The 25,381-nt window shown below is 67.9% G+C and carries 20 protein-coding genes and 1 pseudogene; 7 read left to right on the plus strand and 14 right to left on the minus strand.

The window, feature by feature from the left end; translation table 11 throughout:
- Positions 1 to 80 precede the first annotated feature (80 nt).
- Both can and aceK read right to left on the minus strand, forming a co-directional pair.
- Positions 81 to 851 carry a carbonate dehydratase gene (gene can, locus C5F75_RS02890; protein WP_059585395.1) on the minus strand — a complete coding sequence of 257 codons (771 nt, stop codon included), beginning with the start codon at positions 849 to 851 and terminating at the stop codon, positions 81 to 83.
- 55 nt (positions 852 to 906) lie between these two features.
- Positions 907 to 2,724, minus strand: coding sequence for a bifunctional isocitrate dehydrogenase kinase/phosphatase (gene aceK / locus C5F75_RS02895; protein ID WP_059585394.1), 1,818 nt, complete (start codon positions 2,722 to 2,724; stop codon positions 907 to 909).
- Between the two features lie 303 nt (positions 2,725 to 3,027).
- Here aceK and C5F75_RS02905 point away from each other — a divergent pair, with 303 nt between their 5' ends.
- Positions 3,028 to 4,107 (plus strand): MBL fold metallo-hydrolase, encoded by a 1,080-nt coding sequence (locus tag C5F75_RS02905; RefSeq protein ID WP_104011852.1) that lies wholly within the window; start codon positions 3,028 to 3,030, stop codon positions 4,105 to 4,107.
- Between the two features lie 16 nt (positions 4,108 to 4,123).
- On the opposite strand, the gene C5F75_RS02910 is transcribed toward C5F75_RS02905, so the two are convergent.
- The 6 genes from C5F75_RS02910 to argS form a co-directional block, all read right to left on the minus strand.
- On the minus strand, positions 4,124 to 5,767 hold the full coding sequence (locus C5F75_RS02910; RefSeq protein WP_104011853.1) for an ABC-F family ATP-binding cassette domain-containing protein: 1,644 nt from the start codon (positions 5,765 to 5,767) through the stop codon (positions 4,124 to 4,126).
- A 192-nt stretch (positions 5,768 to 5,959) separates the two neighbouring features.
- A complete protein-coding gene (locus C5F75_RS02915; RefSeq protein WP_059585391.1) occupies positions 5,960 to 7,555 on the minus strand; it encodes an ABC transporter substrate-binding protein in 1,596 nt (531 codons plus the stop codon).
- A gap of 420 nt (positions 7,556 to 7,975) precedes the next feature.
- On the minus strand, positions 7,976 to 8,749 hold the full coding sequence (locus C5F75_RS02925) for an SDR family oxidoreductase (RefSeq protein WP_059585389.1): 774 nt from the start codon (positions 8,747 to 8,749) through the stop codon (positions 7,976 to 7,978).
- Positions 8,750 to 8,768: 19 nt separating this feature from the next.
- Positions 8,769 to 9,407 carry a thiol:disulfide interchange protein DsbA/DsbL gene (locus C5F75_RS02930; protein ID WP_011694426.1) on the minus strand — a complete coding sequence of 213 codons (639 nt, stop codon included), beginning with the start codon at positions 9,405 to 9,407 and terminating at the stop codon, positions 8,769 to 8,771.
- 70 nt (positions 9,408 to 9,477) lie between these two features.
- On the minus strand, positions 9,478 to 10,377 hold the full coding sequence (locus C5F75_RS02935) for an SPOR domain-containing protein (protein ID WP_104011854.1): 900 nt from the start codon (positions 10,375 to 10,377) through the stop codon (positions 9,478 to 9,480).
- Between the two features lie 120 nt (positions 10,378 to 10,497).
- Positions 10,498 to 12,279, minus strand: a complete 1,782-nt coding sequence (gene argS, locus C5F75_RS02940) for an arginine--tRNA ligase (RefSeq protein WP_104011855.1) — start codon at positions 12,277 to 12,279, stop codon at positions 10,498 to 10,500.
- A 200-nt stretch (positions 12,280 to 12,479) separates the two neighbouring features.
- Here argS and C5F75_RS02945 point away from each other — a divergent pair, with 200 nt between their 5' ends.
- Positions 12,480 to 12,803, plus strand: coding sequence for a DUF1840 domain-containing protein (locus C5F75_RS02945; protein ID WP_006489103.1), 324 nt, complete (start codon positions 12,480 to 12,482; stop codon positions 12,801 to 12,803).
- 314 nt (positions 12,804 to 13,117) lie between these two features.
- Here C5F75_RS02945 and C5F75_RS02950 read toward each other — a convergent pair whose 3' ends face one another.
- The 6 genes from C5F75_RS02950 to C5F75_RS02980 all read right to left on the minus strand — a co-directional run bounded on the left by C5F75_RS02950 (position 13,118) and on the right by C5F75_RS02980 (position 20,611).
- On the minus strand, positions 13,118 to 13,561 hold the full coding sequence (locus C5F75_RS02950; RefSeq protein WP_258048540.1) for a hypothetical protein: 444 nt from the start codon (positions 13,559 to 13,561) through the stop codon (positions 13,118 to 13,120).
- Between the two features lie 288 nt (positions 13,562 to 13,849).
- Positions 13,850 to 16,567 (minus strand): methionine synthase, encoded by a 2,718-nt coding sequence (gene metH / locus C5F75_RS02955; RefSeq protein ID WP_181035361.1) that lies wholly within the window; start codon positions 16,565 to 16,567, stop codon positions 13,850 to 13,852.
- A gap of 41 nt (positions 16,568 to 16,608) precedes the next feature.
- Positions 16,609 to 17,676: a homocysteine S-methyltransferase family protein gene (locus tag C5F75_RS02960; RefSeq protein WP_089465184.1), complete on the minus strand. Its 1,068-nt coding sequence runs from the start codon at positions 17,674 to 17,676 to the stop codon at positions 16,609 to 16,611.
- Positions 17,677 to 17,876: 200 nt separating this feature from the next.
- Complete coding sequence (locus C5F75_RS02965) at positions 17,877 to 18,134, minus strand: BTH_I0359 family protein (protein WP_006477667.1); 258 nt, start codon at positions 18,132 to 18,134, stop codon at positions 17,877 to 17,879.
- A gap of 248 nt (positions 18,135 to 18,382) precedes the next feature.
- A complete protein-coding gene (locus C5F75_RS02975; protein WP_104011859.1) occupies positions 18,383 to 19,630 on the minus strand; it encodes a DUF3108 domain-containing protein in 1,248 nt (415 codons plus the stop codon).
- Positions 19,631 to 19,744: 114 nt separating this feature from the next.
- Complete coding sequence (locus C5F75_RS02980; RefSeq protein WP_059585384.1) at positions 19,745 to 20,611, minus strand: IclR family transcriptional regulator; 867 nt, start codon at positions 20,609 to 20,611, stop codon at positions 19,745 to 19,747.
- Between the two features lie 129 nt (positions 20,612 to 20,740).
- Here C5F75_RS02980 and C5F75_RS02985 point away from each other — a divergent pair, with 129 nt between their 5' ends.
- The 5 genes and pseudogenes from C5F75_RS02985 to C5F75_RS03010 all read left to right on the plus strand — a co-directional run.
- Positions 20,741 to 21,733 (plus strand): fumarylacetoacetate hydrolase family protein, encoded by a 993-nt coding sequence (locus C5F75_RS02985; RefSeq protein ID WP_059585383.1) that lies wholly within the window; start codon positions 20,741 to 20,743, stop codon positions 21,731 to 21,733.
- 118 nt (positions 21,734 to 21,851) lie between these two features.
- A complete protein-coding gene (locus C5F75_RS02990) occupies positions 21,852 to 22,679 on the plus strand; it encodes an enoyl-CoA hydratase/isomerase family protein (RefSeq protein ID WP_059837340.1) in 828 nt (275 codons plus the stop codon).
- Positions 22,680 to 22,757: 78 nt separating this feature from the next.
- Entirely contained in the window at positions 22,758 to 23,504 is a 747-nt protein-coding gene (locus C5F75_RS02995; RefSeq protein ID WP_104011856.1) for a PhaM family polyhydroxyalkanoate granule multifunctional regulatory protein, read from the plus strand.
- A 24-nt stretch (positions 23,505 to 23,528) separates the two neighbouring features.
- The gene (locus tag C5F75_RS03000; protein WP_059641366.1) at positions 23,529 to 24,755 is read left to right on the plus strand and encodes a patatin-like phospholipase family protein; all 1,227 of its coding nucleotides are present in this window, start codon (positions 23,529 to 23,531) and stop codon (positions 24,753 to 24,755) included.
- A 466-nt stretch (positions 24,756 to 25,221) separates the two neighbouring features.
- Positions 25,222 to 25,381, plus strand: a pseudogene (locus C5F75_RS03010) (ferritin-like domain-containing protein); the annotation flags it as partial.

Consider the following 25,381-nt stretch of genomic DNA (forward strand, 5'->3'; position numbering starts at 1 on the left):
GCCACCGAGGCAGTGCCGTTGTCAGATCCGTTCGACGCGTGCCGCGGCCGCGTCGCAGCCGCCGCCCGGCGGCTGGCGCGTTACTGCTGCGCGTCGTCGCACGGCTTGAGCGTCGCGGCGACCGCCTGCGCGACGCTTTCGAGCCGGGCGGCGTCCGCCGCGACCATGTCGTTGTCCGGCGCATGCTCGCCGCCGGCGGTGAGCGCGGCCACGCAGCGCCGGTAAGTCGAGTCGAGCGCGTCGAAGTTCGACACGGCCATCCCGAGGTTGCGCATCCGGCCGTCATGCACGCCGTACACGAGCCCGTGCACGGTGAGCGACTGGCCGCGCGCCCACGCGTCGTTGACGATCGTCGTGCGGCACACGTTGACGACCTGTTCGATCGCATTCAGCTCGATCAGGCGACGGTAACGCGCTTCGCCGACCGGCCATTCGTCGAGCAGCGCCGCATGGCGCTCGCGTACGTCCTGCACGTGATGCAGCCAGTTGTCCGCGAGGCCGACACGGCGGTTGTGCAGCGCCGCGTTCACGCCCGAGCAGCCGTAGTGGCCGACGACCATGATGTGCTTGACGCGCAGGATGTCGACCGCGAACTGGATCACCGACAGGCAGTTCAGATCGCTGTGCACGACCACGTTCGCGATGTTGCGGTGCACGAACACTTCGCCCGGCGGCAGGCCGATGATCTGGTTCGCCGGCACGCGCGAATCCGAGCAGCCGATCCACAGATATTCCGGCGCCTGCTGGTCGGCGAGTCGTGCGAAGAAATCGGGATCGTCGGCGAGCTGGCGCTTGACCCAGGCATCGTTGTTGTCGAACAGATGTGAAAGCGGATTGTCTTGAGTAGTCATCGGTGTGGCTTCCGTTGGCGGAAATCGGTCGATATCGGATTCGGTGTTGCCGGCGTCAGGCGGCGCGCTGTGCGTCGCCCGCGCCGTCGTCGAGGCCCGTCGCGCCGAAGCGCGCAGGGTAGCGCACGCTAAAGCGCAGGGCCGCATCGTACGGATAAAAATCGGGCAATTCGCCCTGCATCAGCTTGTCCTTGCTCGCCTGCCACAGCGCCGGATCGAAAAAGTCCGCGTGATGCTTCATGAAGACGCTGCGCACGCGCGGGTCGCCGAGCAGGAACGGCCCGTAGGTCTCCGGAAAGATGTCGTGCGGGCCGACGGTATACCACGGTTCGCCGGACAGCTCGTCTTCCTCGTTGCGCGGCGGCGGCACGCGCCGCACGTTGCAGTCGGTCAGGTACTCGATCTCGTCGTAGTCGTAGAACACGACGCGGCCGTGGCGCGTGACGCCGAAGTTCTTGTACAGCATGTCGCCGGGGAAGATGTTCGCCTTCATCAGCTCCTTCACCGCGTTGCCGTATTCCTTCACGCCATGCTCGACGTCCGCGTCGCTGCCGTTCTGCAGGTACAGGTTCAGCGGCGTCATCCGGCGCTCGATGTACAGGTGCTTGATCACGAGCTTGTCGTCCTCGTACTCGAGCAGCGACGGCACTTCCTTCTCGAGTTCACGCACGAGCGCATGATCGAGCCGCGCGAGCGGCAGCGCGACGCTCGAATACTCGAGCGTGTCGGCCATTCGCCCGAGGCGGTCGTGGCGCTTCACGAGCTGGTACTTCTCCATGATCTGCGCGCGCGTCGTTTCCTTCGGCGGCGGGAATTGATCCTTGATGATCTTGAACACGTACGGGAACGACGGCAGCGTGAACACGAGCATCACGAGGCCCTTGATCCCGGGCGCGATGATGAAGCGGTCGCTCGAATGCGACAGATGGTGCAGCAGGTCGCGGTAGAACAGGTTCTTGCCCTGCTTCTGCAGCCCGACCGACGTGTAGATCTCGGCCTTCGGCTTGCCCGGCATGATCGTGCAGAGGAACTCCACGTACGCGGACGGCACGCCCATGTCGACGAGGAAGTACGAATGCGAGAAGCTGAAGATGATCTGCAGCTGCTCGCGGCGCAGCAGCACGGTATCGAGCGCGAGCACGCCCGGGCGCACGTGGCGGATCGGCACCGCGAACGGCAGCACGCGGTCGGCGTTGATGATGCGGCCGACGATGTACGCGCTCTTGTTGCGGAAGAACAGCGACGACAGCACGTGGATCTGGAAATTCGGCGCTTCGTCGAAGTGGCCGAATTCATCGTCGATCGCCTGCATCACGCAGCCGATGTCGCGCGTGAGATCCTCGAACGCCGGCTCGAGCTGGAAATTCGTGACGATGCGCTCGAGCGTGGCCGCGAGCCCGTCGGTGCCCGGATAGTACGCGCGGTACGTCGGTTTCGCGGCCGGCTCGTCGTTCTCCAGATACTCGGTCGAGATCGCCGGGCGCACGAAGATGAAATCGTTGCTGAAATACGAGCGGTGCAGGATCTTGCAGCACACCGAATTGAAGAAGGTTTCCGCGCACTCCGGCTGGCGGTGCGACGTGAGCAGGCCGATGTAGTGCAGCTTGATCTGCTGCCACACTTCGTCGTCGATGTTCTCCGCGTCGTATTCGTCTTCCAGCACCTCGACGCATTCCTTCACGCGATCGTCGTACGACGTGATCCGCTCGCGCGCGAGCCGCTGCAGCCCGTGCCAGTCGCCGCGCTCGAACAGCGTCTTCGCATCGACCGCCGCTTCGCGGAAGATCCGGTAATGGCGATCGAAGTATTCGAGCATCGTTTGCGCGACGTCGAAACCGATCTGCGACGACAGCAGTTTGGGGAAGTGATTCATCGCGTGCAGGCTCGTTCAAGGGGCTGTAAGCACTCGCCATTTTAGCGCCCAAGTCGGCGTTTCAATGACTTTCGCGGTGATGCGCGAATGGTCGTCTATCGGCGTGTTGGTCGCCGTTGGGCGCCGTTCGACGCATCTTCGCGTAAAGATACGGGTACGGAACCGATTCTGACACGAACTTTTTTTGGCGCGTCGGCAGGGGCCGGGCACGTGTTTCGCGCGACGGCGATAGAATCGACGCACCGCCCGCCGCGCCGTGCCGCCGGCGCGCCTTCGCACCGATAACGACGAGACGCCCCACCGATGAATGCCCTGGAACACCAACTCGACTACCCCTTCGCCGATACGCTGCCCGCCGCGGGCGACACGTTCGAGGTCGCGCCCGGCGTGCGCTGGCTGCGCATGCCGCTGCCGTTCTCGCTCGATCACATCAATCTCTGGCTGCTGCGCGACGAGATCGACGGGCAGGCCGGCTGGACGGTCGTCGATTGCGGGATCGCGTCGGACGCGATCCGCACGCACTGGGAGCACATCTTCGACACGCAGCTCGACGGCCTGCCCGTGCTGCGCGTGCTCGTCACGCACTGTCACCCCGATCACTTCGGCCTCGCGAACTGGCTGTGCGAAGGCGGCGACAAGGGCCGCTGGAACGTGCGGCTGTGGATGACGCTCGGCGAATACCTGTTCGGCTGCCTGATGGCGGCCGGCAACGGGTCGAACGCGGGCGGCGCGGCCGCCGCCGATCACTTCGCGCGCCACGGGCTGACCGATCCCGCCGCGCTCGACAAGCTGCGCAACCGCCGCAGCTACTACTCGGATCTGGTGCCGGCCGTGCCGCCGCGCTACCGGCGCCTGCGCGAAGGCGACGCGGTGACGATCGGCGCGCGCACGTGGCGCGTCGTCACCGGCTTCGGCCATTCGCCTGAACATTGCGCGCTCCACAGCGAAGCCGACGGCGTGCTGATTTCCGGCGACATGGTGCTGCCGCGCATCTCGACGAACGTGTCGGTGTTCGACCTCGAGCCCGAAGCGAACCCGCTCGCGCTGTACCTGGAATCGCTCGGCCGCTACGAGACGATGTCGCCCGACACGCTCGTGCTGCCGTCGCACGGCAAGCCGTTCCGCGGCGTGCGCACGCGCATCGCGCAACTGCGCGAACACCACGATGCGCGCCTGGCCGAAGTGCGCGTCGCGTGCGCGGAAAAGCCGATGAGCGCGGCCGACATCGTGCCGATCATGTTCCGCCGCCGCGAGCTCGACATCCACCAGATGACGTTCGCGCTCGGCGAGGCGCTCGCGCACCTGAACCTGCTGTGGCTCGCGGGCGAACTCGTGCGCGAGCAGGGTGACGACGGCGTGCTGCGGTTCCGCGCCGCCAGCTGAGCGCGCTTCGTCATCGTTACACGACGGGTTCGTAACGCCATCCGTCGCGATGCCACTGCATCGTGTGCGTCGGTTCGAGCGCCGCGAGAAACGCGGCGTCGTGCGACGCGACCACGAGCGCGCCCGGGAAACCCGCCAGCGCGGCTTCGATCGCACGCACCGATTCGAGATCGAGGTGATTGGTCGGCTCGTCGAGCAGCAGCAGTTGCGCGGGCGTGCCGCGCCACAACGCGCACGCGAGCGCGGCCTTCAGCCGTTCGCCGCCGCTCAGTTGCCGCGCCGGTTGCGTCGCACGTGTCGCGTCGAGCTGCAGCAGCGCGAGACGGCTGCGCAGGTCGCCTTCGGCGAGCGGCGTATCGAGCAGCCCGAGTTGCTCGACGATCGAGCGCTCCGGGTCGAGCAGTGCGAGCCGCTGGTCGAGATACGCGGCGCTCACGTGCGTCGTGCAAGTGCCTGAGCGCGGCGCCAGCTCGCCCGCGAGCATCCTCAGCAACGTCGACTTGCCGCAGCCGTTCGGGCCCGTCAGCGCGATGCGCACGGCGCCGCTGGCCGACCACGTGATCGCGTCGGCGTCGCCCGCGACGCGCCACGGCAGTTGCGCGCGTTCGAGCGTGAACAGCTGGCGGCGCGCGCTGACCTCCGTGCCCGGCAGCGACACCAGTACGGGCGCGTCGGTCTCGACGCGCGCGGCCGCTTCCTGCACGCGCGTGTCGAGCGTCGCCTTGAAGTCGCTCTGATGACGCCGGACCGTCCCCATGATGGCGCGCGCGGCGCCCTTGCGGCGCTGGCGCGCCATCGACGACAGGTTGGCCGTCTTCGCGTCGCGCAGCGACGCGGCCGCATGGCGCTGGATCGTGTCGTGTTCCTGTTCGAGCCTGCGCCGCACGCGCTCGCGCTCGCTGCGCACATGGTCGAGCGCCGCGTGCGCGGCTTCCTGTTGCGCGTCGCGCTGCGCACGGTAGAGCGCGTAGTTGCCGCCGTACGAGCGCGCGCCGTGCGGCGTCAGCTCGACGATGCGCTGCACGCCGGCGAGCAGCGCACGGTCGTGGCTCACGATGACCACGCCGCCGCGCCAGCCGTCGAGCGCCGTGCGCAGCCACGCGCGGCCCGGTGCGTCGAGATGATTGGTCGGTTCGTCGAGCACGAGCAGGCCGGCGCCGGACAGCAGCGCGCCGATCAACGCGACGCGCGCGAGCTGGCCGCCGCTCAACGTGTGCGCGGGCGTGTCGGCGCGGACATCGTGCAGGCCGGCCGCGTCGAGCGCCGCGCGCAGCCGCTCCGCGAGATCCCAGCGATCGCCGATCAGGTCGAAGTCGTGCGGCGCCGCGCGGCCGTCCGCGAGACGCGCGAGCGCGCCGAGCGGCGCATCGAGCGCGGCGATCTGCGCGACGGATCGCGGGGCGGCCGTGGCGTCGTGGTCGTGCTGCTGCGCGACGTAGACGACCTGCGCATGTCGCTCGACCGTCCCCGCACTCGGCGCGCGGCGGCCCGCGATCAGTTGCGCGAGCACGCTCTTGCCGACGCCGTTGCGGCCGACGATGCCGGTCGGCGTGCGATCGATGGACAGGTCGAGCGAATCGAACAGCGTGACGCCGTCGTCGAAGCGGAAGGAAACGTGATGAAGCGCGACGAGCGCGCCGGTGGGAGTGGCTGCAGCCATAAGCACCTCCAAAAATGCGTGAAGACCTTCGCGCGCGGCGTGCGTGGCACGGGCGGCGAAAACATTTCGGGAAGGCTTAGTTGTTCACTTTGGCCGGCGTCCGGTATGAGGAATGAGCGCGCAGTGTAGCAAGCGCGGCGCGCGGGCCGCAAGCGAGCGGCATGTGCGCCGTCGCTTGCGCGCCACGCGAGGTTACTGCACCGCGACCGTCGCGAAGTTCTGCCGTCCGAACGGACTCACGTGATAGCCGCTCACGTTCGTGCGCGTCAGCGCGGCCGCGGTCGGGTAGCCGAGCGGAATCCACAGCGCCTGGTCGTGGATGATCTTCTGCGCGCTTTCGTACAGCTTCGCGCGCTTGGCCTGGTCGGCGGTCGCCTTGCCGTCGGCGATCAGCTTGTCGAGCTGCGCATCGCAGAAGCGCGCGAAGTTGATGCCCGACTTCACCGCGTTGCAGCTGAACAGCGGCGACAGGTAGTTGTCCGGATCGCCGTTGTCGCCGGCCCAGCCCATGAACAGCATGTCATGCTGGCCGAGCTTCGCCTGCTTGATCAGTTCGCCCCATTCGATCACTTTCACTTCCGCTTTCACGCCGATCTTCGCGAGGTCGGCCTGCAGCAGTTCGGCGCCGGCTTTCGGATTCGGGTTCAGCACGCTGCCGGTCGGGCGCGTCCAGATCGTCGTCGAGAAGCCGTTCGGGAAGCCGGCCTGCGCGAGCAGCTGCTTCGCCTTCGCGGGATCGTACGCATACGGCGCGATGTCCTTCGCGTAGCTCCACGTGTTCGGCGGATACGGATTGTTCGCGGCCGTCGCGGTGTTGTCGAACACGACCTTCAGGTAGGTCGCGCGGTCGAACGCGAGATTCAGCGCCTCGCGCACCTTGTCGTTGTCGAGCGGCTTCTTCTGCGTGTTCAGCGCGACGAACGCGGTCATGAACGCAGGCGTCTGCACGACCTTCAGCGCGCTGTCGCCCTTCGCGGCGAGCACGTCTTGCGGCTTCGGCGACAGCGCGATCTGGCATTCGCCGGCCTTCACCTTCTGCATGCGCACCGATGCATCGGGCGTGATCGCGTAGATCAATCGATCGACCTTCGGCTTCGCGCCCCAGTAGGTCGGGTTCACGTCGTAGCGGATCAGTGCGTCCTTCGTATAGCTCTTCAGCACGAACGGGCCGGTGCCGACCGGCTTCGCGTTCAGGTCGGCCTGCTTGCCGGCCTTGAGCAACTGGTCCGCGTACTCGGCCGAGTAGATCGACGCGAAGCCCATCGTCAGGATCGGCACGAACGTCGCGTTCGGCTCGTTCAGCACGAACTTCACCGTGCTGTCGTCGACCTTCGTCACCGATTTCACGAGCTTCACGAGGCCCATCGACTGCGCATGCGGGAAGCCGCTCGCGCCGGCCACCTTGTGCCACGGATTCGCATCGTCGAGCATCCGCGTGAACGTGAACACGACGTCGTCGGCGTTCAGCGGGCGGCCCGGCTTGAAGTAGTCGGTGGTCTGGAACGCGACGTTCGGGCGCAGGTGGAACGTGTACGTGAGGCCGTCGGCGCTTGCTTCCCATTTGTCCGCGAGCGCGGGCACGACCTTCTTCGCGGCTTCGTCGTAGGACACGAGCGTGTTGAAGATCACGTCGGCCGACGCGTTGGTCGTGACGAGCGAGTTGTACTGCACGACGTCGAAGCCGTCCGGGCTCGATTCCGTGCAGACGGTGAGCGGCTTGGCGGCGGCGAGGCCGGGAGCGGCAAGGGCCGCGGCCACGGCGGCCGCGGCGAATAGCTTGACGTGCATAGGATCTCCCACGTTGCTTGTGTTTTTCGCTGGATGACGGAGGCGGGCGCGGCCCGGCAGCGGGCAGGGCCGGCGCGGCTGGCGAATAGGATACCGTCAAAGCGCGCGACGCGTGGAAAAAGGCGCCGGAACGCGACGAATTGACCGAAAAACGGCTGCGATGGCGACGGAACGGGTGTTGATGCGGCCGTGCGGAGAGGGCGAGCGCGGCGCGGAAGGCGAGGGGCGAGGCGGGCGGCTGCGAATGCGAATGCGAATGCGCGGCGCGAGCGACGGAACGGACAGGATCGCGGCAGCGGTGCGCGGTATGTGGCGCGACACGAAGGTAGAGGCCCGCGCGGATTCGCGCGGTATGGCGAGGCAGACCGGGCCAAGGCCCGACAGCGACCCGGCGAGGCGCTCGCCGGATCCACGGCGCACTTAGTGCGCGCCGGCCTTCGGCTTGCGCGGCGCCTTCTCGAACAGGCGGTCGTACAGCCAGCGCGGCAGCACGTGCAGCACCTTCGCGACGACGCCCATCTGCCACGGAATCACGCGGAACGCGTGCTGCCGGGCGATCGCCCGCGCCGCGCGCGCGGCGAAGCGGTCGGCGTCCATCAGGAACGGCATCCGGTACGGGTTGTGCGCGGTCATCGGCGTGCGAATGTAGCCGGGCGCGATCGTCACGACGCCGACGCCGGCCGGGCGCAACTCGACGCGCAGCGATTCGAGATACTTGATCGCGGCCGATTTCGACGCGCTGTACGCGCCGGAGCCGGGCAGCCCGCGCACGCCGGCGACGCTCGCGACGCCGACCAGCGTGCCGTGGCGCGCGGCCGTCATCGGGCCGACGAACGGCTCGAACGTCGCGACCATCCCGTAGTAGTTGATGTCCATCACGTCGCGGAACGTCGCGAGGTCGCCCTGGCCCGTGACGGCGCCCTGGCTGATGCCCGCGTTCGCGATCACGACGTCGGGGCAGCCGTGCGCGGCGATGAACGACGCGGCGGCGGTGGCCAGCGCATCGGCGTCGCGCACGTCGGCGGAATAGACGGAGATGGACAGCTTCGGGAACCGCCGCGCGAACGCATCGAGTGCATCGGTGCGGCGCGCGACGAGCGCGAGCGTGGCGCCCTGGCGGGCGTATTCCTCGGCCATCGCGAGGCCGAGGCCGCTCGACGCGCCGGTGATGAAGACCTTCAGCGGAGTAGTCATGCCGGCGCGCGGGCGGGGATCAGAGCTTCTTGTCCTGAACCTGCTTCACGAGGAAGTCGAGCACCTGGGCGGTACCCGGGATGCTGTTCGTGTAAGCGGGGCCCGTCTTGTACTTGCCCTGGACGACGACCGTCGGCACGCCGTCGATCGCGTAGTCCTTCAGCAGCTTGGCCGACTGGTTCACCTCGCCCTGCACGCTGAACGAGTTGTACGCGTCCATGAACTTCTTCTTGTCGACGCCCTGCGTGGCCAGGAAGTCGGCCTGCGCCTGCGGCGTCAGCAGGTAGTTCTTCTGCTTGTGGATCGCGTTGAAGATCGCCGGCGTGACCTTCTCCGAAATGCCGAGCGCGGACACCGCGTAGAACAGCTTCGAGTGCGGGAGGAAATCGTCACGGAATGCGACCGGCACGCGCTTGAAGTCGATGTTGTTGCCCTGCTTCTTCACCCAGGCCTCGATCGTCGGCTCGAATTCGTAGCAGTGCGGGCAGCCGTACCAGAAGAACTCGATCACCTCGACCTTGCCGGCCGGCGCCGACACCGGCTGCGGCGACTTCATCACCTCGAAATCCTTGCCGGCGGCCGGCGCGGCGGGCGAAGCCTGGGCGAGGCCGGCGGCCAGGCCCAGGGACAGAAGGAGCGTGCTAAGCAGTTTTTTCATGTTGTGAACGTCGAATCGGTTGCTCGGGTTACGGAACGTAACGGGTTCTGCGTGGGCGCGGCCGGTTGGCTTACTGCTTCGTGAAGCGGATCACCGCCGTGTCGACACCTGCATCGGACAGGCGCTGACGGGCCGAGTTCATATCCTCGAACTTCGAGAACGGGCCGACGCGCACGCGGAAATAGGTCACGCCGCTGACGTCGCGCTTCGACACCTTCGACTCGAAGCCCTGGAAGCCGAGGCGCGCACGCTGCTGTTCGGCATCGCCTTCCGTCTTGTACGCGCCGACCTGCAGGAAGTAGCCGGTGTTCGCGTCGTTCGCGGTCGGCGGCTTCGCCGCTGCCGCCGCGGCGGCGGCCGACGACGTCGGCTTCGGCGTGTTCGCGGCCTGCTGCTGTTGCTGCTGCTTTTGCGCGGCGGCCTGCTGCGCCTGCTTCTGCGCGGCGAAGCGTGCGAGGTCGTCCTCACCGCCTTGCTGCTGTTGTTGCTGCGCCTGTTGCGTCTTCTTCGGCGGCGGCGTGGTGTCGGCCGGCTTCGGTGCGACGGCGACGCCGTTGCCCGACGACGGATTGTTCGACGCGGTGGCGTTGCTCGAGCCAGCGGCGCCGTTCGCGTTGCCCGACGGCGGCACTTCGACGATCTGCGGCTCGGGCAGCAGGCCGCCGCCCTGAGTCTGGTTCGCGGCCTGGCCGGGCGCGGTGTTCGGCGGTGCGGATTGCGCGGCCTGCGGCACCGGCTGGCCGGGCGTCTTGCCCTGCAGCGCGCGGTTCGGGTCGAACTGCTGCGGCTGGCTCGCGCCGTTGTCGGCCTGCGGCGGCGCGACCTTCGACACGAACGGCGACGGCGAACGCGTGATGTAGAGCGCCACCACCACGGCGATCGCGAGGCCGACGATCAGGCCCAGTACGATTCCAAGAAATGTCCCTCCGGCTTGTTTCGATTGCTTCGAAGTTCGGCGTGGTTGTGCCATTGCTTGAGTCACCTGCAAAAAGAATCGTGAGAGGGCTGCGACGGGCGCCCGACGGCGGGCAATCCGACGGCGGGCGTTGCCGCAGCCAGTCGCGGCCCGGTTCGGGCCGCGCGGACATCCTTACATCTTGGCGGGGGCGGACACGCCGAGCACCGTCAGGCCGTTCTCGAGCACCTGCCGGGTCGCGGCGAGCAGCGCGGCGCGCGCATTGCGCGGCGCTTCGTCGTCGACCAGCACGCGCTCCGCATTGTAGAACGAGTGGAATTCGCCAGCGAGATCGCGCAGGTAGAACGCGACCGCGTGCGGCGCCAGCTCGTTCGCCGCGTGCGTGAGCATGTCCGGATACTGGGCCAGCTTCTGCATCAGCGATGCCGCCTGTGCGCTCGTCAACTGCGACAGGTCGGCGCCCGGCAGTTGCGCGACGTCGACGTTGTAGCGCGACTTCAGTTCGTTGAGCACCGAGCAGATCCGCGCATGCGCGTACTGGACGTAATAGACCGGGTTTTCGTCGTTCTGTTTCAGCGCGAGATCTATGTCGAACACGAACTCGGTATCGGCCTTGCGCGAGATCAGGAAGAAACGCACCGCGTCGCGGCCGCGCGTGATGGTTGCTTCGTCGATCAGGTCGGGGGCTGCTTCCTGGCCCGCCGCCGCGCCGCCCGACCATTCGATCAGGTCGCGCACCGTCACGTAGCTGCCCGCGCGCTTCGAGATCTTCACTTCCTGGCCGTCGCGCATCACGGTGACCATCTTGTGCAGCACGTAGTCGGGATAGCCCTTCGGGATCCCGATGTGCAGCCCCTGCAGGCCGGCGCGCACGCGCGCGATCGTGCCGTGGTGGTCCGAACCCTGGATGTTGATCACCTTCGTGAAGCCGCGTTCCCACTTCGTCACGTGGTATGCGACGTCCGGCACGAAGTACGTGTACGTGCCGTCCGACTTGCGCATCACGCGATCCTTGTCGTCGCCTTCGTCGGTCGTGCGCAGCCACAGCGCGCCGTCCTGCTCGTAGGTCATGCCGGCCTTGACCAGCGCGTCGACCGTCTTCTCGACGCGGCCCTCGCTGTACAGCGACGACTCGAGGTAGTACTGGTCGAACTTCACGCCGAACGCCTGCAGGTCCATGTCCTGCTCGCGACGCAGGTACGTGACCGCGAACTTGCGGATCGCGTCGAGATCCTCGACGTCGCCCGCGCCCTTGACCGGCTCGCCGTCCGATGCGGCGACCGTTTCGCCGTTCAGGTAGTCGCGCGCGATGTCGGCGATGTACTCGCCGTTGTACGCGGCTTCCGGCCAGCCCGCGTCGCCCGGCTTCAGGCCGCGGGCGCGCGCCTGCGTCGAGATCGCGAGGTTGCCGATCTGCACGCCGGCGTCGTTGTAGTAGAACTCGCGGTGCACCGCGTAGCCCTGGCTCGCGATCACGTTCGCGAGCACGTCGCCGAGCGCGGCCTGGCGGCCGTGGCCGACGTGCAGCGGGCCGGTCGGGTTGGCCGACACGAATTCGAGCAGCACCCGCTTGCCTTTCTCGCGATCCGACGTGCCGAACGCGCGGCCCTGCTCGAACACGGCGGCGATCACCGCCTGCTTCGCGGCCGCCGACAGGCGCAGGTTGATGAAGCCGGGGCCGGCGATCTCGGCGGCTTCGACGAGGCCTTGCGCGGCCGGCTGCGCGGTGAGCGCGGCGACGATCCGTTCGGCGAGCTGGCGCGGGTTCGTGCCGAGCGGCTTCGCGAGCTGCATCGCGACGTTGCACGCGACGTCGCCGTGCGCGGCGACCTTCGGGCGCTCCAGCGTGATGGTCGGGGCGACGAATGCTGCGTCGGCGCCTTTCAGCGCGTGTGCGACCTGCTTGACGCTATCCGCGAGCAGGGCTTCGAGGGTCTGTTTGTGTGCTGGCAGCATGCTGGTAGAAGGCTTCGTTGGTGGCGGCCGGAAATGCCGGCCCGCCGGCGCGCTTTTTAAGCGCGCGTTTCAGGGATCGCAGAATTTTAACAGGTGCTAATATGCCGCTCAGGCGGCCCGCGTCCGCGAGGCCGGACGCCGGTCTGCCGGCGTTCCCCAACCTCGCCGCGCAGGCACAACAAGATGAAAAGGGAATTGTCATGATTACGTTCAAGAGCAAGGCGGCACAGGATCTCGACGTGCTGAAGGATTTCGCCGTGTATGTGCTGGGTCTCGTCGGCAAGCAGCTGGGCGAGCGCGGTGTCATTACGCACGACGAACTGGACCACGCGATCGCCAAGCTGGAAGGCGCGGTCGCGCAGGCCAAGCAGGAGCGCGCCGAGCACGCCGGCCATTTCCACGAGGACGAAGCCGACCACGCGCACCACGAAGTGCCGCCGAGCCTGGCGCAGCGCGTCGCGCCGTTCCTGACGATGCTGCGCGAAGCGAAGGCCGGCCAAGCCGACGTGCACTGGGGCTTCTGAGCTTCCTTCTTCCTTGCCCGGCGGATCGAACGGTCGGCCAGACAGGAAAAAGCCCGCTTTCGAGCGGGCTTTTTATTTTGTCTGATGAAATGGCGACGGGGCAGAAGGCGGGCGCGACGAAATGGGGCGTCAGTGCGGGCCTGCCTTGACCGATAGGTGAAATTCCTTATAATTCAATGCAAGACTATGTGGAAGCGGGTGCGAAAACATAGCGCCGCCCGGGCAACCGGGTCCCACCTGGAGTGGGTATTTCGTCGAAAGACGGAAAGAGAATCCCGCATGCGACGGCTGCCGAAAGGCGGCCGTTGGTTTTTCTACGCCCGGATCTTGCGGCCTTCCAGGCTCGCGCGCAGCAACGTGCGCAACGCGACTTTCCGGGCTTCCCGCTGGCGTCGGGTGAGTCCGCCCTCCAGCACGTAGGCCGACTGCACGCGCAGGATGAGCCGGCGTTTCCTGATCCGGTCCTTCGCCACCTCGAAGAACACGGCATACACGCGCTGCGTGCCGTCTGACGCGACCTCTTCCACCGTCACGAAATTGGGCTGCCGTTCATCCACGACAACGATCCGCCGCGTCGCCAGCCCGACGATCACGCCGCGCAACAGCTGCCGTGACGCGCGATACCGGTCCGCGCAGAGCACGCGTGTCTCGCGGCCGTCGTCGTAGATCTCGTCGTCTGGAATGGTGTCGCGGGTCCGCCCGTCCCATTTGAGGCTGCGTGTGAAGCAGTGACAGGAGAACAGGACCAGAACCGTCACGTCGAAGCCGGTTTTCCAGATCGCAGGTGAACGTCAACGGGCGCAAGTGGCTCAGGTCCCAGCTTTCGCCGCGATAGCGGGTGGGCGGGAACGGGGTGGCGGCGTCGAGCGGTGTTTCGGTGATCCTGATCTCGAAGGAAGGCATGGCTGCGGGGGTGTCGGGTCGAGAGATTGCAGCGTTGATCGACGAATATTCAGATTAGTTATCCTGAATAAGTGGTGGGGTAGACAACGCGCCCCGAGATCGGGGCGCGTGACGGTAAGTCGCGGCTGCGCGCCGCGGCTCGATTACAACTGCGGCGCGAGCGCGCGGCGTGCGTCGTCGAGCGACAGCGCCATGCGCCGTGCATAGTCCTCGAGTTGATCCTGCCCGATTTTACCGACCGAGAAGTAACGGCTGTCCGGATGCGCGAGGTAGAAGCCCGACACGCTCGCCGCCGGCAGCATCGCCAGCGAGTCGGTCACGCTCATGCCGATCTCGTCCGCGTGCAGCACGTCGAACATGTCGCGCTTCACGAGGTGGTCGGGGCAGGCCGGGTAGCCGGGCGCCGGGCGGATGCCCGCGTATTTCTCGGCGATCAGCGCGTCGTTGTCGAGCGTCTCGCCGCTCGCATAGCCCCACAGCTCGCGTCGCACGCGCGCGTGCATCGCTTCGGCGAACGCTTCCGCGAAGCGGTCGGCGAGCGCCTTCAGCATGATCGCGCTGTAGTCGTCGTGATCGGCTTCGAACTGCTTTTCCTTCGCGTCGACGCCGAGGCCGGCCGTCACCGCGAACATCCCGATGTAGTCGGCGACGCCCGATTCCTTCGGCGCGATGAAGTCGGCGAGCGAGCGGTTCGGCCGCATCACGCCGTCGACCACCGGGCGCACGCTCTGCTGGCGCAGGTTGCGCCACGTGAGCAGCACCTCGGAGCGCGACTCGTCGCTGTAGATCTCGATGTCGTCGTCGTTGACGGTGTTCGCCGGCAGCAGCGCGATCACGCCGTTCGCGGTCAGCCAGCGCCCCTGGATCAGGCGCGCGAGCATCGACTTCGCGTCGGAGAACACGCGCCGCGCCGATTCGCCGACGATCTCGTCATTCAAAATCGCCGGGTACGGGCCGGCGAGATCCCAGGTCTGGAAGAACGGGCCCCAGTCGATGTAGTTCGCGAGCTCGTTCAGGTCGTAGTTCCTGAACACGCGGCGGCCGATGAACTTCGGCTTCACCGGCTGGTAGCCGGCCCAGTCCACCTTGGTCTTGTTCGCGCGCGCCTCGGCGAGCGTGACCATCGGCTGCGCCTTGCGGTTCGCGTGCTGGTCGCGAATTCGCTCGTAGTCGGACTTCAGCTCGTCGAGATACTTCGCCGCGCCTTCGTCGGACAGCAGGTTCGACGCGACCGACACCGAGCGCGACGCATCGGGCACGTAGACGACCGGGCCTTCGTAGTGCGGCGCGATCTTCACGGCCGTGTGCACGCGCGACGTCGTCGCGCCGCCGATCAGCAGCGGAATCTTCTTCACGCGGAAGTAGTCGTCGCGCTGCATTTCGGACGCGACGTACGCCATTTCCTCGAGGCTCGGCGTGATGAGGCCCGACAGCCCGATGATGTCCGCGCCTTCGACCTTCGCCTTCGCGAGGATCTCGTTGCACGGGACCATCACGCCCATGTTGACCACTTCGAAGTTGTTGCACTGGAGCACGACCGACACGATGTTCTTGCCGATGTCGTGCACGTCGCCCTTCACGGTCGCGATCACGATCTTGCCCTTCGCGCGCACGTCGCCGCCCGCTTCCGCGAGCAGGCGCTTTTCTTCCTCGATGAACGGGATCAGGTGCGCGACCGCCTGCTTCATCACGCGCGCCGATTTCACCACCTGCGGCAGGAACATCTTGCCCTGGCCGAACAGGTCGCCGACGACGTTCATCCCGTCCATCAGCGGCCCTTCGATCACGTTGATCGGACGGCCGCCGGCCGCGGCGATCTTCGCGCGCGCTTCTTCGGTGTCCTCGACGATGAAGGTCGTGATGCCGTGCACGAGCGCGTGCGCGAGGCGCTTCTCGACCGGCTGGTTGCGCCATTCGAGGTTCTCTTCCTTCTTCGCGGCGCCGGTCTTGAACTTGTCGGCGATCTCGAGCAGGCGATCGGTGGAATCCGCGCGGCGGTTCAGGATCACGTCCTCGACACGCTCGCGCAGCTCCGCGTCGAGATCGGCGTACACGCCGAGCTGGCCCGCGTTCACGATGCCCATGTCCATCCCGGCCTGGATCGCGTGATACAGGAACACGGTGTGGATCGCCTCGCGTACCGGGTCGTTGCCGCGGAACGAGAACGACACGTTCGACACGCCGCCGCTCACCTTCGCGTACGGCAGGTTCTGCTTGATCCAGCGCGTCGCCTCGATGAAGTCGACCGCGTAGTTGTTGTGCTCCTCGATGCCCGTCGCGACCGCGAAGATGTTCGGGTCGAAGATGATGTCTTCCGGCGGGAAGCCGACTTCGTTCACGAGGAAGTCGTACGAGCGCTTGCAGATCTCGGTCTTGCGTTCGTACGTATCGGCCTGGCCGGTCTCGTCGAACGCCATCACGACCGCGGCCGCGCCGTAGCGGCGGATCAGGTTCGCGTGGTGGCGGAACGCGTCCTCGCCTTCCTTCAGCGAGATCGAGTTCACGATCGCCTTGCCCTGCACGCACTTGAGGCCGGCTTCGATCACGTCCCACTTCGACGAGTCGATCATGATCGGCACGCGCGCGATGTCCGGCTCGGATGCGATCAGGTTCAGGAAGCGCACCATCGCCGCCTTCGAATCGAGCATCGCCTCGTCCATGTTGACGTCGATCACCTGCGCGCCGTTCTCGACCTGCTGGCGCGCGACGGCGAGCGCCTCGTCGAACTGGCCGTTGAGGATCATCCGTGCGAACGCCTTCGAGCCGGTGACGTTGGTGCGTTCGCCGACGTTGATGAAGAGCGTCCCGGGCGTGACGTTGAACGGCTCGAGGCCGGCAAGGCGCATCATGTGATCGGTCATGGCGGTGCGAATTTGGTGATGAAGGACGTGGGGCAGGCGGGTCAGGCGTTGTCGCTGTACTGGTTCGGCCAGCGGCGCGGCTTCACGTCGGCGAGCGCCTTCGCGATCTCGGCGATGTGCTCGGGCGTCGTGCCGCAGCAGCCGCCCGCGAGGTTCACGAGCCCGGCCTGCGCGAATTCCTTCAGCAGGCCCGACGTGACGTCGGGCGTTTCGTCGAAACCGGTGTCGCTCATCGGGTTCGGCAGGCCCGCGTTCGGGTAGCACGACACGTAGGTGTCGCACAGCTTCGCGAGCTCGGCGATGTACGGACGCATCAGCGCCGCGCCGAGCGCGCAGTTCAGGCCGAACGTGAGCGGCTTCGCGTGACGCAGCGAATTCCAGAACGCCTCGACGGTCTGGCCCGACAGGATCCGGCCGGACGCATCGGTGACGGTGCCCGAGATCATGATCGGCAGGCGCTCGCCGGTGTCCTCGAACAGCTCGTCGAGCGCGAACAGGGCGGCCTTCGCGTTCAGCGTGTCGAAGATCGTCTCGACGAGGAACAGGTCGACGCCGCCGTCGAGCAGCGCCTTCGCCTGCTGGTAGTACGCGGTGCGCAGCTCGTCGAACGTGACGTTGCGGGCGCCCGGATCGTTGACGTCCGGCGAGATGCTGGCCGTCTTCGGCGTCGGCCCGATCGCGCCCGCGACGAAGCGCGGCTTGTCCGGCGTCGCGTATTTCGCGGCCGATTCGCGTGCGAGCTTCGCCGATTCGACGTTCATCTCGACGACGAGATCTTCCATCCCGTAGTCGGCCTGCGCGACGGTCGTCGCGCCGAACGTGTTGGTTTCGACGATGTCGGCGCCGGCCGCGAAGTACTGGTCGTGGATCTCGCGGATGATCTGCGGCTGCGTGAGCGACAGCAGCTCGTTGTTGCCCTTGATGTCGCGCGGGAAATCCTTGAAGCGCTCGCCGCGATACGCGGCCTCGTCGAGCTTGTAGCGCTGGATCATCGTGCCCATCGCGCCGTCGAGGATCAGGATGCGCGATTTGAGCAGCGCGGGCAGGGCGGCGCCGCGCGTGTAGCGCGCGTCGAGCGGGACGGAAGCGGCGAGAGGAGTCGCAGACATGGGCGGAAGACCGGCGAAGACGGAAAACCGTCATTGTAGCCGGTGCGTCAAGCGGTCGCCGCCCTGGCCGCGCCGGCCGGGCGGCCGCCAAATGAAAGCCCCCGCCGGCGAGCCGGACGGGGGCAGGATCGGAGTGCACGCGGCGCCGCGTCGATGCGCGGCGAATGGCCCGGCCGCGTGGCGCGCCGGGCCGCGAGTCGTCAGTGCAGCACGACGGGCATCATCATCAGGCTGTCGAATTGTCCGAGGAATTCGTCGACTTCGTCGAGCGACGGTTCATCCTCGATCAACTGCTTCACGTGCGCGCGGAATCGTTCGGCAAGTTCGCCGTCGATGAAGATCTCGCGCTGCGCGTTCTTGTCGACGATTTCATATCCGCCGGCATTCATCAGGTGATGGCCGGCCTGCGGCGCAAATTCGACGACGCAGTAGTTGGGGCTGTTGTAGATCATTTGCATGGCGGCACTCCTCTTCGCAGTGGCATCTGGCCTTGTTGTCCCCTAGGTGGGGCAAGCCTTGCCGGTTTCAAGGGGCTTGCGCTGCACACCCCGTTCCTCCCGTTCGCGTGGGGTGTATCGGTTAGAAGCCGATATCTGTCAAACGTTTCTCATTGTGAGCCGGTGGACTGAAATAGTTGTTAAAGAGTGTCATCGGCCATTTCCGGGAAAACTGTAATCGGTCGAAATTGCCGATTCGTGCATGTTTTTTACTGTGTGACAACCGAGGAGGCCGGTGGTTGCACGGTTGCAGCGGGCGTGGACGGCGCCGCTTGCGCGGGCGGCGCGGCCGGCACATCGGGCGCCGGTGCGGCGTCGGGCGCGCTCGTTGCGCCGCCGGGCGGTGCGGCATCCGCAGGCACGTCCGGTGCGGCGAGGCGGCCGTGCCACAGCAGCTCGATCTGCGCGCCGTTCGGCTCGGTCTGCACGAGCCGCGCGGGCAGCCAGCCGAGCGACGGCGCGAGCCACATGTCGATGCGGCGCGTGTCGCCGTCGCGGCGCGGCAGGCGCATGAAGTGCCGCGCGGCGATGATGCCGGCCTGCGTCTGCACCTGCTCGTCGCCGATCACGGTGATCGGCCAGGTCTCGCCGCTGTTGTTGTCGATCACGAAGAACTGCTGCGTGACGCCCGGCTTGTAGGCGGCAGGATTGCCGCGCACGAGCCCCGACAACTGCATCAGCATGCTGAAGCGGTCCTGCACGCCATCGGGCAGCGGCGCGTTGTTCGGCGTGCGCGTGAACACGACCTGCCGGATCTCGCGGTTGAAGATCGCGATGTCCTCCGGCCGCTTGCCCCGCTTCTCGACGTAACGGTCGGGCGCGACGCCGAATGCATCGATGCGGCCTTCGCTGCGATAGGCGAACGGGCCGACGAACGGCACGGGCATCGACACCGACAGGTCGTAGGTGTGCCCGTCGGTGCGCCAGCGGATCGTGCCGATCATGTTCTGCATGCCGTTGTAGAACGTGTCGTACTGCAGGTCGCCGGACGGCGGCGCGGCGAACTTCACGCCGCTCGCGGCAGGCCCCGGCGTCGCGGCGCTGGCGCCGGCGGCCGGCGCGGCGTGCGCGCCCGACGCGCCCGGTACGCCGCTCGCGGCGGACGCGGCGGCAGCCGGCGGTTCGCCGTGCTCGGCCGTCTGCGTCGACGTGAGGACCGGTTCGTCCGGCGGCGCGGGTTTCGGCGGGGCCGCCTTCGGCGCGGCGGGTGCGGCCGGACGTTCGACCGGCTTCGACGCTGGCGGCGCAGGCTGGCGTTCGATCGGCCGCGGTTTCAGCAGTTCGATCTGCACGGGGATGTCGGCGGGCGGCGGCGGCGTGAACGATTCGCGGTTGCGCATCAGCCAGAACCCCGCGAGCGCGTGCAGCACCAGCACGGCGACGAGCGCGACGCCCACGCGCAGCCAGCGGCGGGGCGGGGCGTAACTCGGGCGAAGGTCGGCAGGCTGCATGGGCATCGGAACGGGGTCGGGGCGCGTGCGTGACGTCGGGCGCGCGGCGCGCGCCACAGGAATCGGACCGCCGGATGCGCCGCGCGTTCGCGACGCGTGACGTGGGGTGAGCCGGAGGCGTCAGGCGTCGCGTGCGTCGGGACTATAGCCGAGTTCGTAAGACAGTTTCCGCGCGCACGCGCGCAGCGCCGTGTCGATCTCGCCGCCCCACGCGATGTCGAACGAGCCTTCCTGGCCGAGCGCGACGATCGCGAGCGCGAGTTCGCCGACCGCGTCGAACACCGGCATGCAGAACGCGTGGATCGTCGGCAGCAGCATCCCCTCGACGCGCGCGGCCTCGTGCCGGCGCACGTCGGCGAGCACCGCGTCGACTTCGTCGAGCGTGCGCGGGCCGCCGTGGTGCGGCGAGCGGCGCGTATCGGCGAGTTCGCGCTCGAGCATCGCGGCGGTCTTGCTGCGCGGCAGGTACGCGGCGAACAGCAGGCCCGTCGCGGAGCCGAGCAGCGGCATCACGTCGCCGAGCTTCAGCGACGCCTTCGCCGGATGGCTCGATTCCATCCAGTGCACGATCGTCGGCCCCTGGTTGCCCCATACCGCGATGCCGACCGTCTGGTCGAGGCGGTCGCGGAATTCGGTCAGCGCGATCCGCGCGAGCTTCACGCCGTCGACGCGCGCGAGCCGCGCGAGGCCCATCTGCAGCGCGAAACCGCCGAGCTCGTAGCGGCCCGAGACGGGATCCTGCGACACGACGCCGAGCCGCGAGAAGCTGACCAGGTAGCGGTGCGCCTTCGCCGGGCTCATGCCCGCGCGCTGCGCGAGATCGCGCAGCATCATCGCGCGCGGCTCGCTCGTCAGCACGTCGAGCAGGCGGAAGCCGACCTCGATCGACTGGATGCCGGAACGGACCTTCTCGCCGTGTTCGCCGGACGCGGTGTCGTCGGTATCGGAGTCGGTGAGATCGTCGTCGGGAAGCGGGCTGGCGGGCATGGGCAACGGGTGCGCGAAAATGCGGCAGGAAACGGGGTGAAAACGGCGCGCGCGATCGGGGCGCGCCGCATGGATTCACCATCGTAAAATAGATTCCCTCCATCGTCACTACAACGGCAGATCCCCCCTATGAAACTTGCTTCGCTGAAGGACGGCACGCGCGACGGCCAGCTGATCGTCGTGTCGCGCGACCTGCACACCGCGGCGATCGCCGATGCGGTCGCGCCGACGCTGCAGCGCGTCCTCGACGACTGGGCGTTCTACGCGCCGCAACTGCGCGACCTGTACGACGCACTGAACCACGGTCGCGCGCGCAACGCGTTCGCGTTCGATCCGGCCAACTGCATGGCGCCGCTGCCGCGCGCGTTCCAGTGGGCCGACGGCTCCGCGTACGTGAACCACGTCGAGCTCGTGCGCCGCGCGCGCGGCGCGGAGATGCCGCCCGAGTTCTGGACCGATCCGCTGATGTATCAGGGCGGCAGCGACGATTTCCTGGGGCCGCGCGACGACGTCGTGTGCCCGTCCGAGGAATGGGGCATCGATTTCGAGGCCGAAGTCGCGGTGATCACCGGCGACGTGCCGATGAGCGCGTCGCCCGACGCCGCGCTGAAGGCCGTGCGGCTCGTCACGCTCGCGAACGACGTGTCGCTGCGCAACCTGATTCCGGCCGAACTCGCGAAGGGCTTCGGCTTCTTCCAGAGCAAGCCCGCCACCGCGTTCGCGCCGGTCGCCGTCACGCCGGACGAGCTCGGCGACGAATGGCGCGAGGGCCGCGTGCACCGCCCGATGATCGTCCACTGGAACGGCAAGAAGGTGGGGCAGCCCGATGCGGGCACCGACATGGTGTTCCACTTCGGCCAGCTGATCGCGCACGCGGCGAAGACGCGCAACCTGCGTGCCGGCTCGATCGTCGGCTCCGGTACGGTATCGAACAAGGATGCGAAGCGCGGCTACTGCTGCATCGCCGAGAAGCGCTGCCTCGAGACGATCGAGCACGGCGCGCCGCAGACCGAATTCATGCGTTACGGCGATACCGTGCGCATCGAGATGTTCGATGCGGCCGGCAAGTCGATCTTCGGCGCGATCGAGCAGTCGGTTTCCCCACCCGACGGCGCGGCATAGGCAACGCGGCGGCGGCACCCGGCCTCGGCCCGCGCGCCGGGTTTCGCCCGATGTTTGACCGCGCGGGCTTGGCTACACTCGATTCAAGCGTTCGAGCGCCTCGAACAAGGAGCAGCAGATGGCCGATCTCGCCGCGTACGGCGGTTACGAAGCACTGAAGGTGACGCGCCGCGATCATGGCGTGCTCGATATCGTGATGAGCGGCGAGGGTGCGAACCGCAGCGGCCTCGCGACCGCGAACGCGCGCATGCATCGCGAGCTCGCCGACATCTGGCGCGACGTCGATCGCGATCCCGACACGCGCGTCGCCGTGATCCGCGGCGAAGGCAAGGGCTTTTCGGCGGGCGGCGATCTCGCGCTCGTCGAGGACATGGCGAACGATTTCGACGTGCGCGCCCGCGTGTGGCGCGAGGCGCGCGACCTCGTCTACAACGTGATCAATTGCAGCAAGCCGATCGTGTCGGCGATGCATGGCCCGGCCGTCGGCGCGGGGCTCGTCGCCGGGCTGCTCGCCGACATCTCGATCGCCGCGAAGGATGCGCGCATCATCGACGGCCACACGCGGCTCGGCGTCGCGGCCGGCGACCACGCGGCGATCGTGTGGCCGCTGCTGTGCGGGATGGCGAAGGCGAAGTACTACCTGATGCTGTGCGAGCCCGTGAGCGGCGAGGAGGCCGAACGGATCGGGCTGGTCTCGCTCGCGGTCGAGCCCGCCGACCTGCTGCCGAAGGCGTACGACGTGGCCGAACGGCTCGCGCACGGTTCGCAGTCGGCGATCCGCTGGACCAAGTACGCGCTGAACAACTGGCTGCGCACGGCCGGGCCGACCTTCGATACGTCGCTCGCGCTCGAATTCATGGGCTTTTCGGGGCCCGACGTGCAGGAAGGCATCCGCTCGCTGCGCGAGCGGCGCCCGCCCGCGTTTCCCGGCGACGCGCCGTTCTGACGCGCGCGCTATGATCGAATCATGGGCGGCCGCGCGACGCACGGCCGCCTCGCTCCCCCAGTCAACCAGGATGCCCGTATGACGACCGATGCCTCCGGCGCCAACCCTTTCGCCGGCTTTGCCGGGTTCCAGCCCGCCGACATGATGGACCGGATGTGGGACATGATCCGGATGTCGCCGTTCGGCGGGATGGCGCCCTTTCCGAGCGCCGCGCACGGGCTGCCGCCGTCGCTGTCGAGCATGTCCGACATGATGTCGCCGCTCACGAGCGTCGAGGAGCTCGACAAGCGGATCACCGATCTGCGCGCGGTCGAGCAGTGGCTGAAGCTCAATCTCGGGATGCTGCAGTCCGCGATCCAGGCGCTCGAGGTGCAGCGCGCGACGCTCGCGACGCTGCGCGCGTTCGGCGCGTTCGCGCAGAGCTCGATGTCGGCGGCCGAGGACGCGGCGGTCGCCGCCGCGCAGGCCGCGAAAACCTCGGCGGGCGAGGCCGCGCCCGCACCGGATGCGGCGGCTCCGGCGGCGGATGCGCCGGAAGGCGACCCCGCGCAGCAGCCGTTCGATCCGGCCGGCTGGTGGAACCTGCTGCAGACGCAATTCAACCAGCTCGCGAGCCTCGCGATGGCGCAGCCGGGCATGCAGCCTGCGGCGCCGGGCGCCGCGTCGCCCGAGCCCGCCGCCGCGCCGGAACCCGTCGCGAAGCCCGCCGCCGCCGCGCCGCGCAAGCCCGCGGCCAAGCGCGCCGCGAAGCCGTCCGGTTCGGCCGCGGCGCGCGCGGCGGCCGCTTCGTCGCCCGAAACGCGTCCGCCGAAGCGCTCGACGTGATGCGGCGCAGGTAGCAGGTCGATCATGCGACTCGCGCTCGTTCTGATGGGAGGCGGCGCGCGCGCCGCATACCAGGTCGGCGTGCTGAAGGCGCTGGCCGAGATCGCGCGCGAGGCCGATCCGCGGCGGCACACGGTGCCGTTCACGGTCGTATGCGGTTCGTCTGCCGGCGCGATCAACGCGACGTCGATCGCGAGCCACGCGGACGATTTTTCCCATGGCGTGCGGCGCCTGCTCGAATTCTGGGAGCCGTTGCGCGCCGATTACGTGTATCGCACCGACTGGCTCGGCATCGCGGGCGCCGGCGCGCGCTGGCTCGCGACGATGACGTTCGGCTGGGCGGCCCGCCGCTCGCCGCGCGGGCTGCTCGACAACACGCCGCTCGCGCACCTGCTGCAGCGCGAGCTGAGCTTCCACCGGATCGAGCAGATGCTCGAGGCGCGCCTGCTGCACGCGCTCGCGGTCACCGCACTCAGCTATTCGAGCGGCCGGCACCTCACGTTCTACCAGGCCGCCGAGCCGATCCAGGCGTGGCGGCGCGCGCAGCGCACCGCGCGGCTCGTCGATCTGTCGGCGTCGCACCTGCTCGCGTCGTCGGCCATTCCGTTCGTGTTTCCCGCCGTGCCGCTCGTGCTCGACGGACAGGTCGAGTACTTCGGCGACGGCTCGATCCGGCAGATCGCGCCGCTGTCGCCGGCGATCCACTTCGGCGCGGACCGGATCGTCGTCGTGGGCGCCGCCGACCCGCGGCCCGAGATTCCGGCCGCGAACGGCGCGGGCCGGGCGCGCGGCTACCCGACGCCCGCGCAGATCGGCCAGCAGGTGCTCGCGAGCGTGTTCCTCGACTCGATCGGCTCGGACATCGAACGGATCGAGCACATCAACCGGATGATCGAGCACTTGCCGCACCAGGTCGAGATCGACAGCGGCTGGCGGCACGTCGACGTGCTCGCGATCGCGCCGTCCGAGCGCATCGAGCTGATCGCCGCGAAGCACCTCAAGCAGATGCCGGCGACGATGCGCGGGCTGCTCGGCGCGATCGGCGGCAGCCAGCCGGCCGGCGCGTCGTTCGCCAGCTACCTGCTGTTCGAGGAAGCCTTCACGCGCGAGCTGATCGAACTCGGCTACCGCGACGGCCGCGCGCAGCGCGAGACGCTCGCCGGCTGGATCGCGCAGGCGGACGGCAGCAGCGCGCCGGCGGCCGGCACGCCGCCCGAAGACGGCCTCGCGACCGACGAAATACGGGTCTGACACGCGCAGGCGCAATGCAAGGTTGCGTTTTCGCGACGGCCGGCCGCGACCGATCGCCGCATTCCGGTTGGCGGCGCGCGACCGGGCCGGCGTCTCGGAAGCGTCATGCACGCGTGCTATCATGGCCGCCGCCGTATACACCATATCGAGCAGCCCGCCGATCCGGCATCCGCACGGGACCTTTCGGGGAACCCGCCTGGGGCAGGGGACGGGCGCGCCAACGAGCCGGCCAGCGCCGGCCCCCCACTCAGGCAAGCGCGGCCGGCTCCGTCCGAACGGAGCGGGTTGCGGCATGCCCAACGGCGGCGACGCGGCCGCCCGGCGGCCGGACGAGGAATCAGCGTCCGGCGGGCCGGTTTCCCGCGTAAAATTAGAGTCTTGGCTGCAAAAAGCGCGCGTGGCGCGCTTGCGCGGCAACAGTCACGTTTAGAGAAGTCGCATTGCGCAGAACAGGGGTGGGACCATCATGAACACCATGCTTTATCCGGAACTTTACAGGTCGCTCGAAGCTGTCCGCTGGGACATGGAGAAGGACATTCCGTGGGACAAGTTCGACGCTTCGCTGCTCACCGACGAGCAGGCGAAGACGATCAAGATGAACGCGATCACCGAATGGTCGGCGCTGC

The sequence above is a fragment of the Burkholderia anthinoferrum genome, assembly GCF_002925705.1.
GTDB classification, from domain to species: Bacteria; Pseudomonadota; Gammaproteobacteria; order Burkholderiales; family Burkholderiaceae; genus Burkholderia; species Burkholderia semiarida.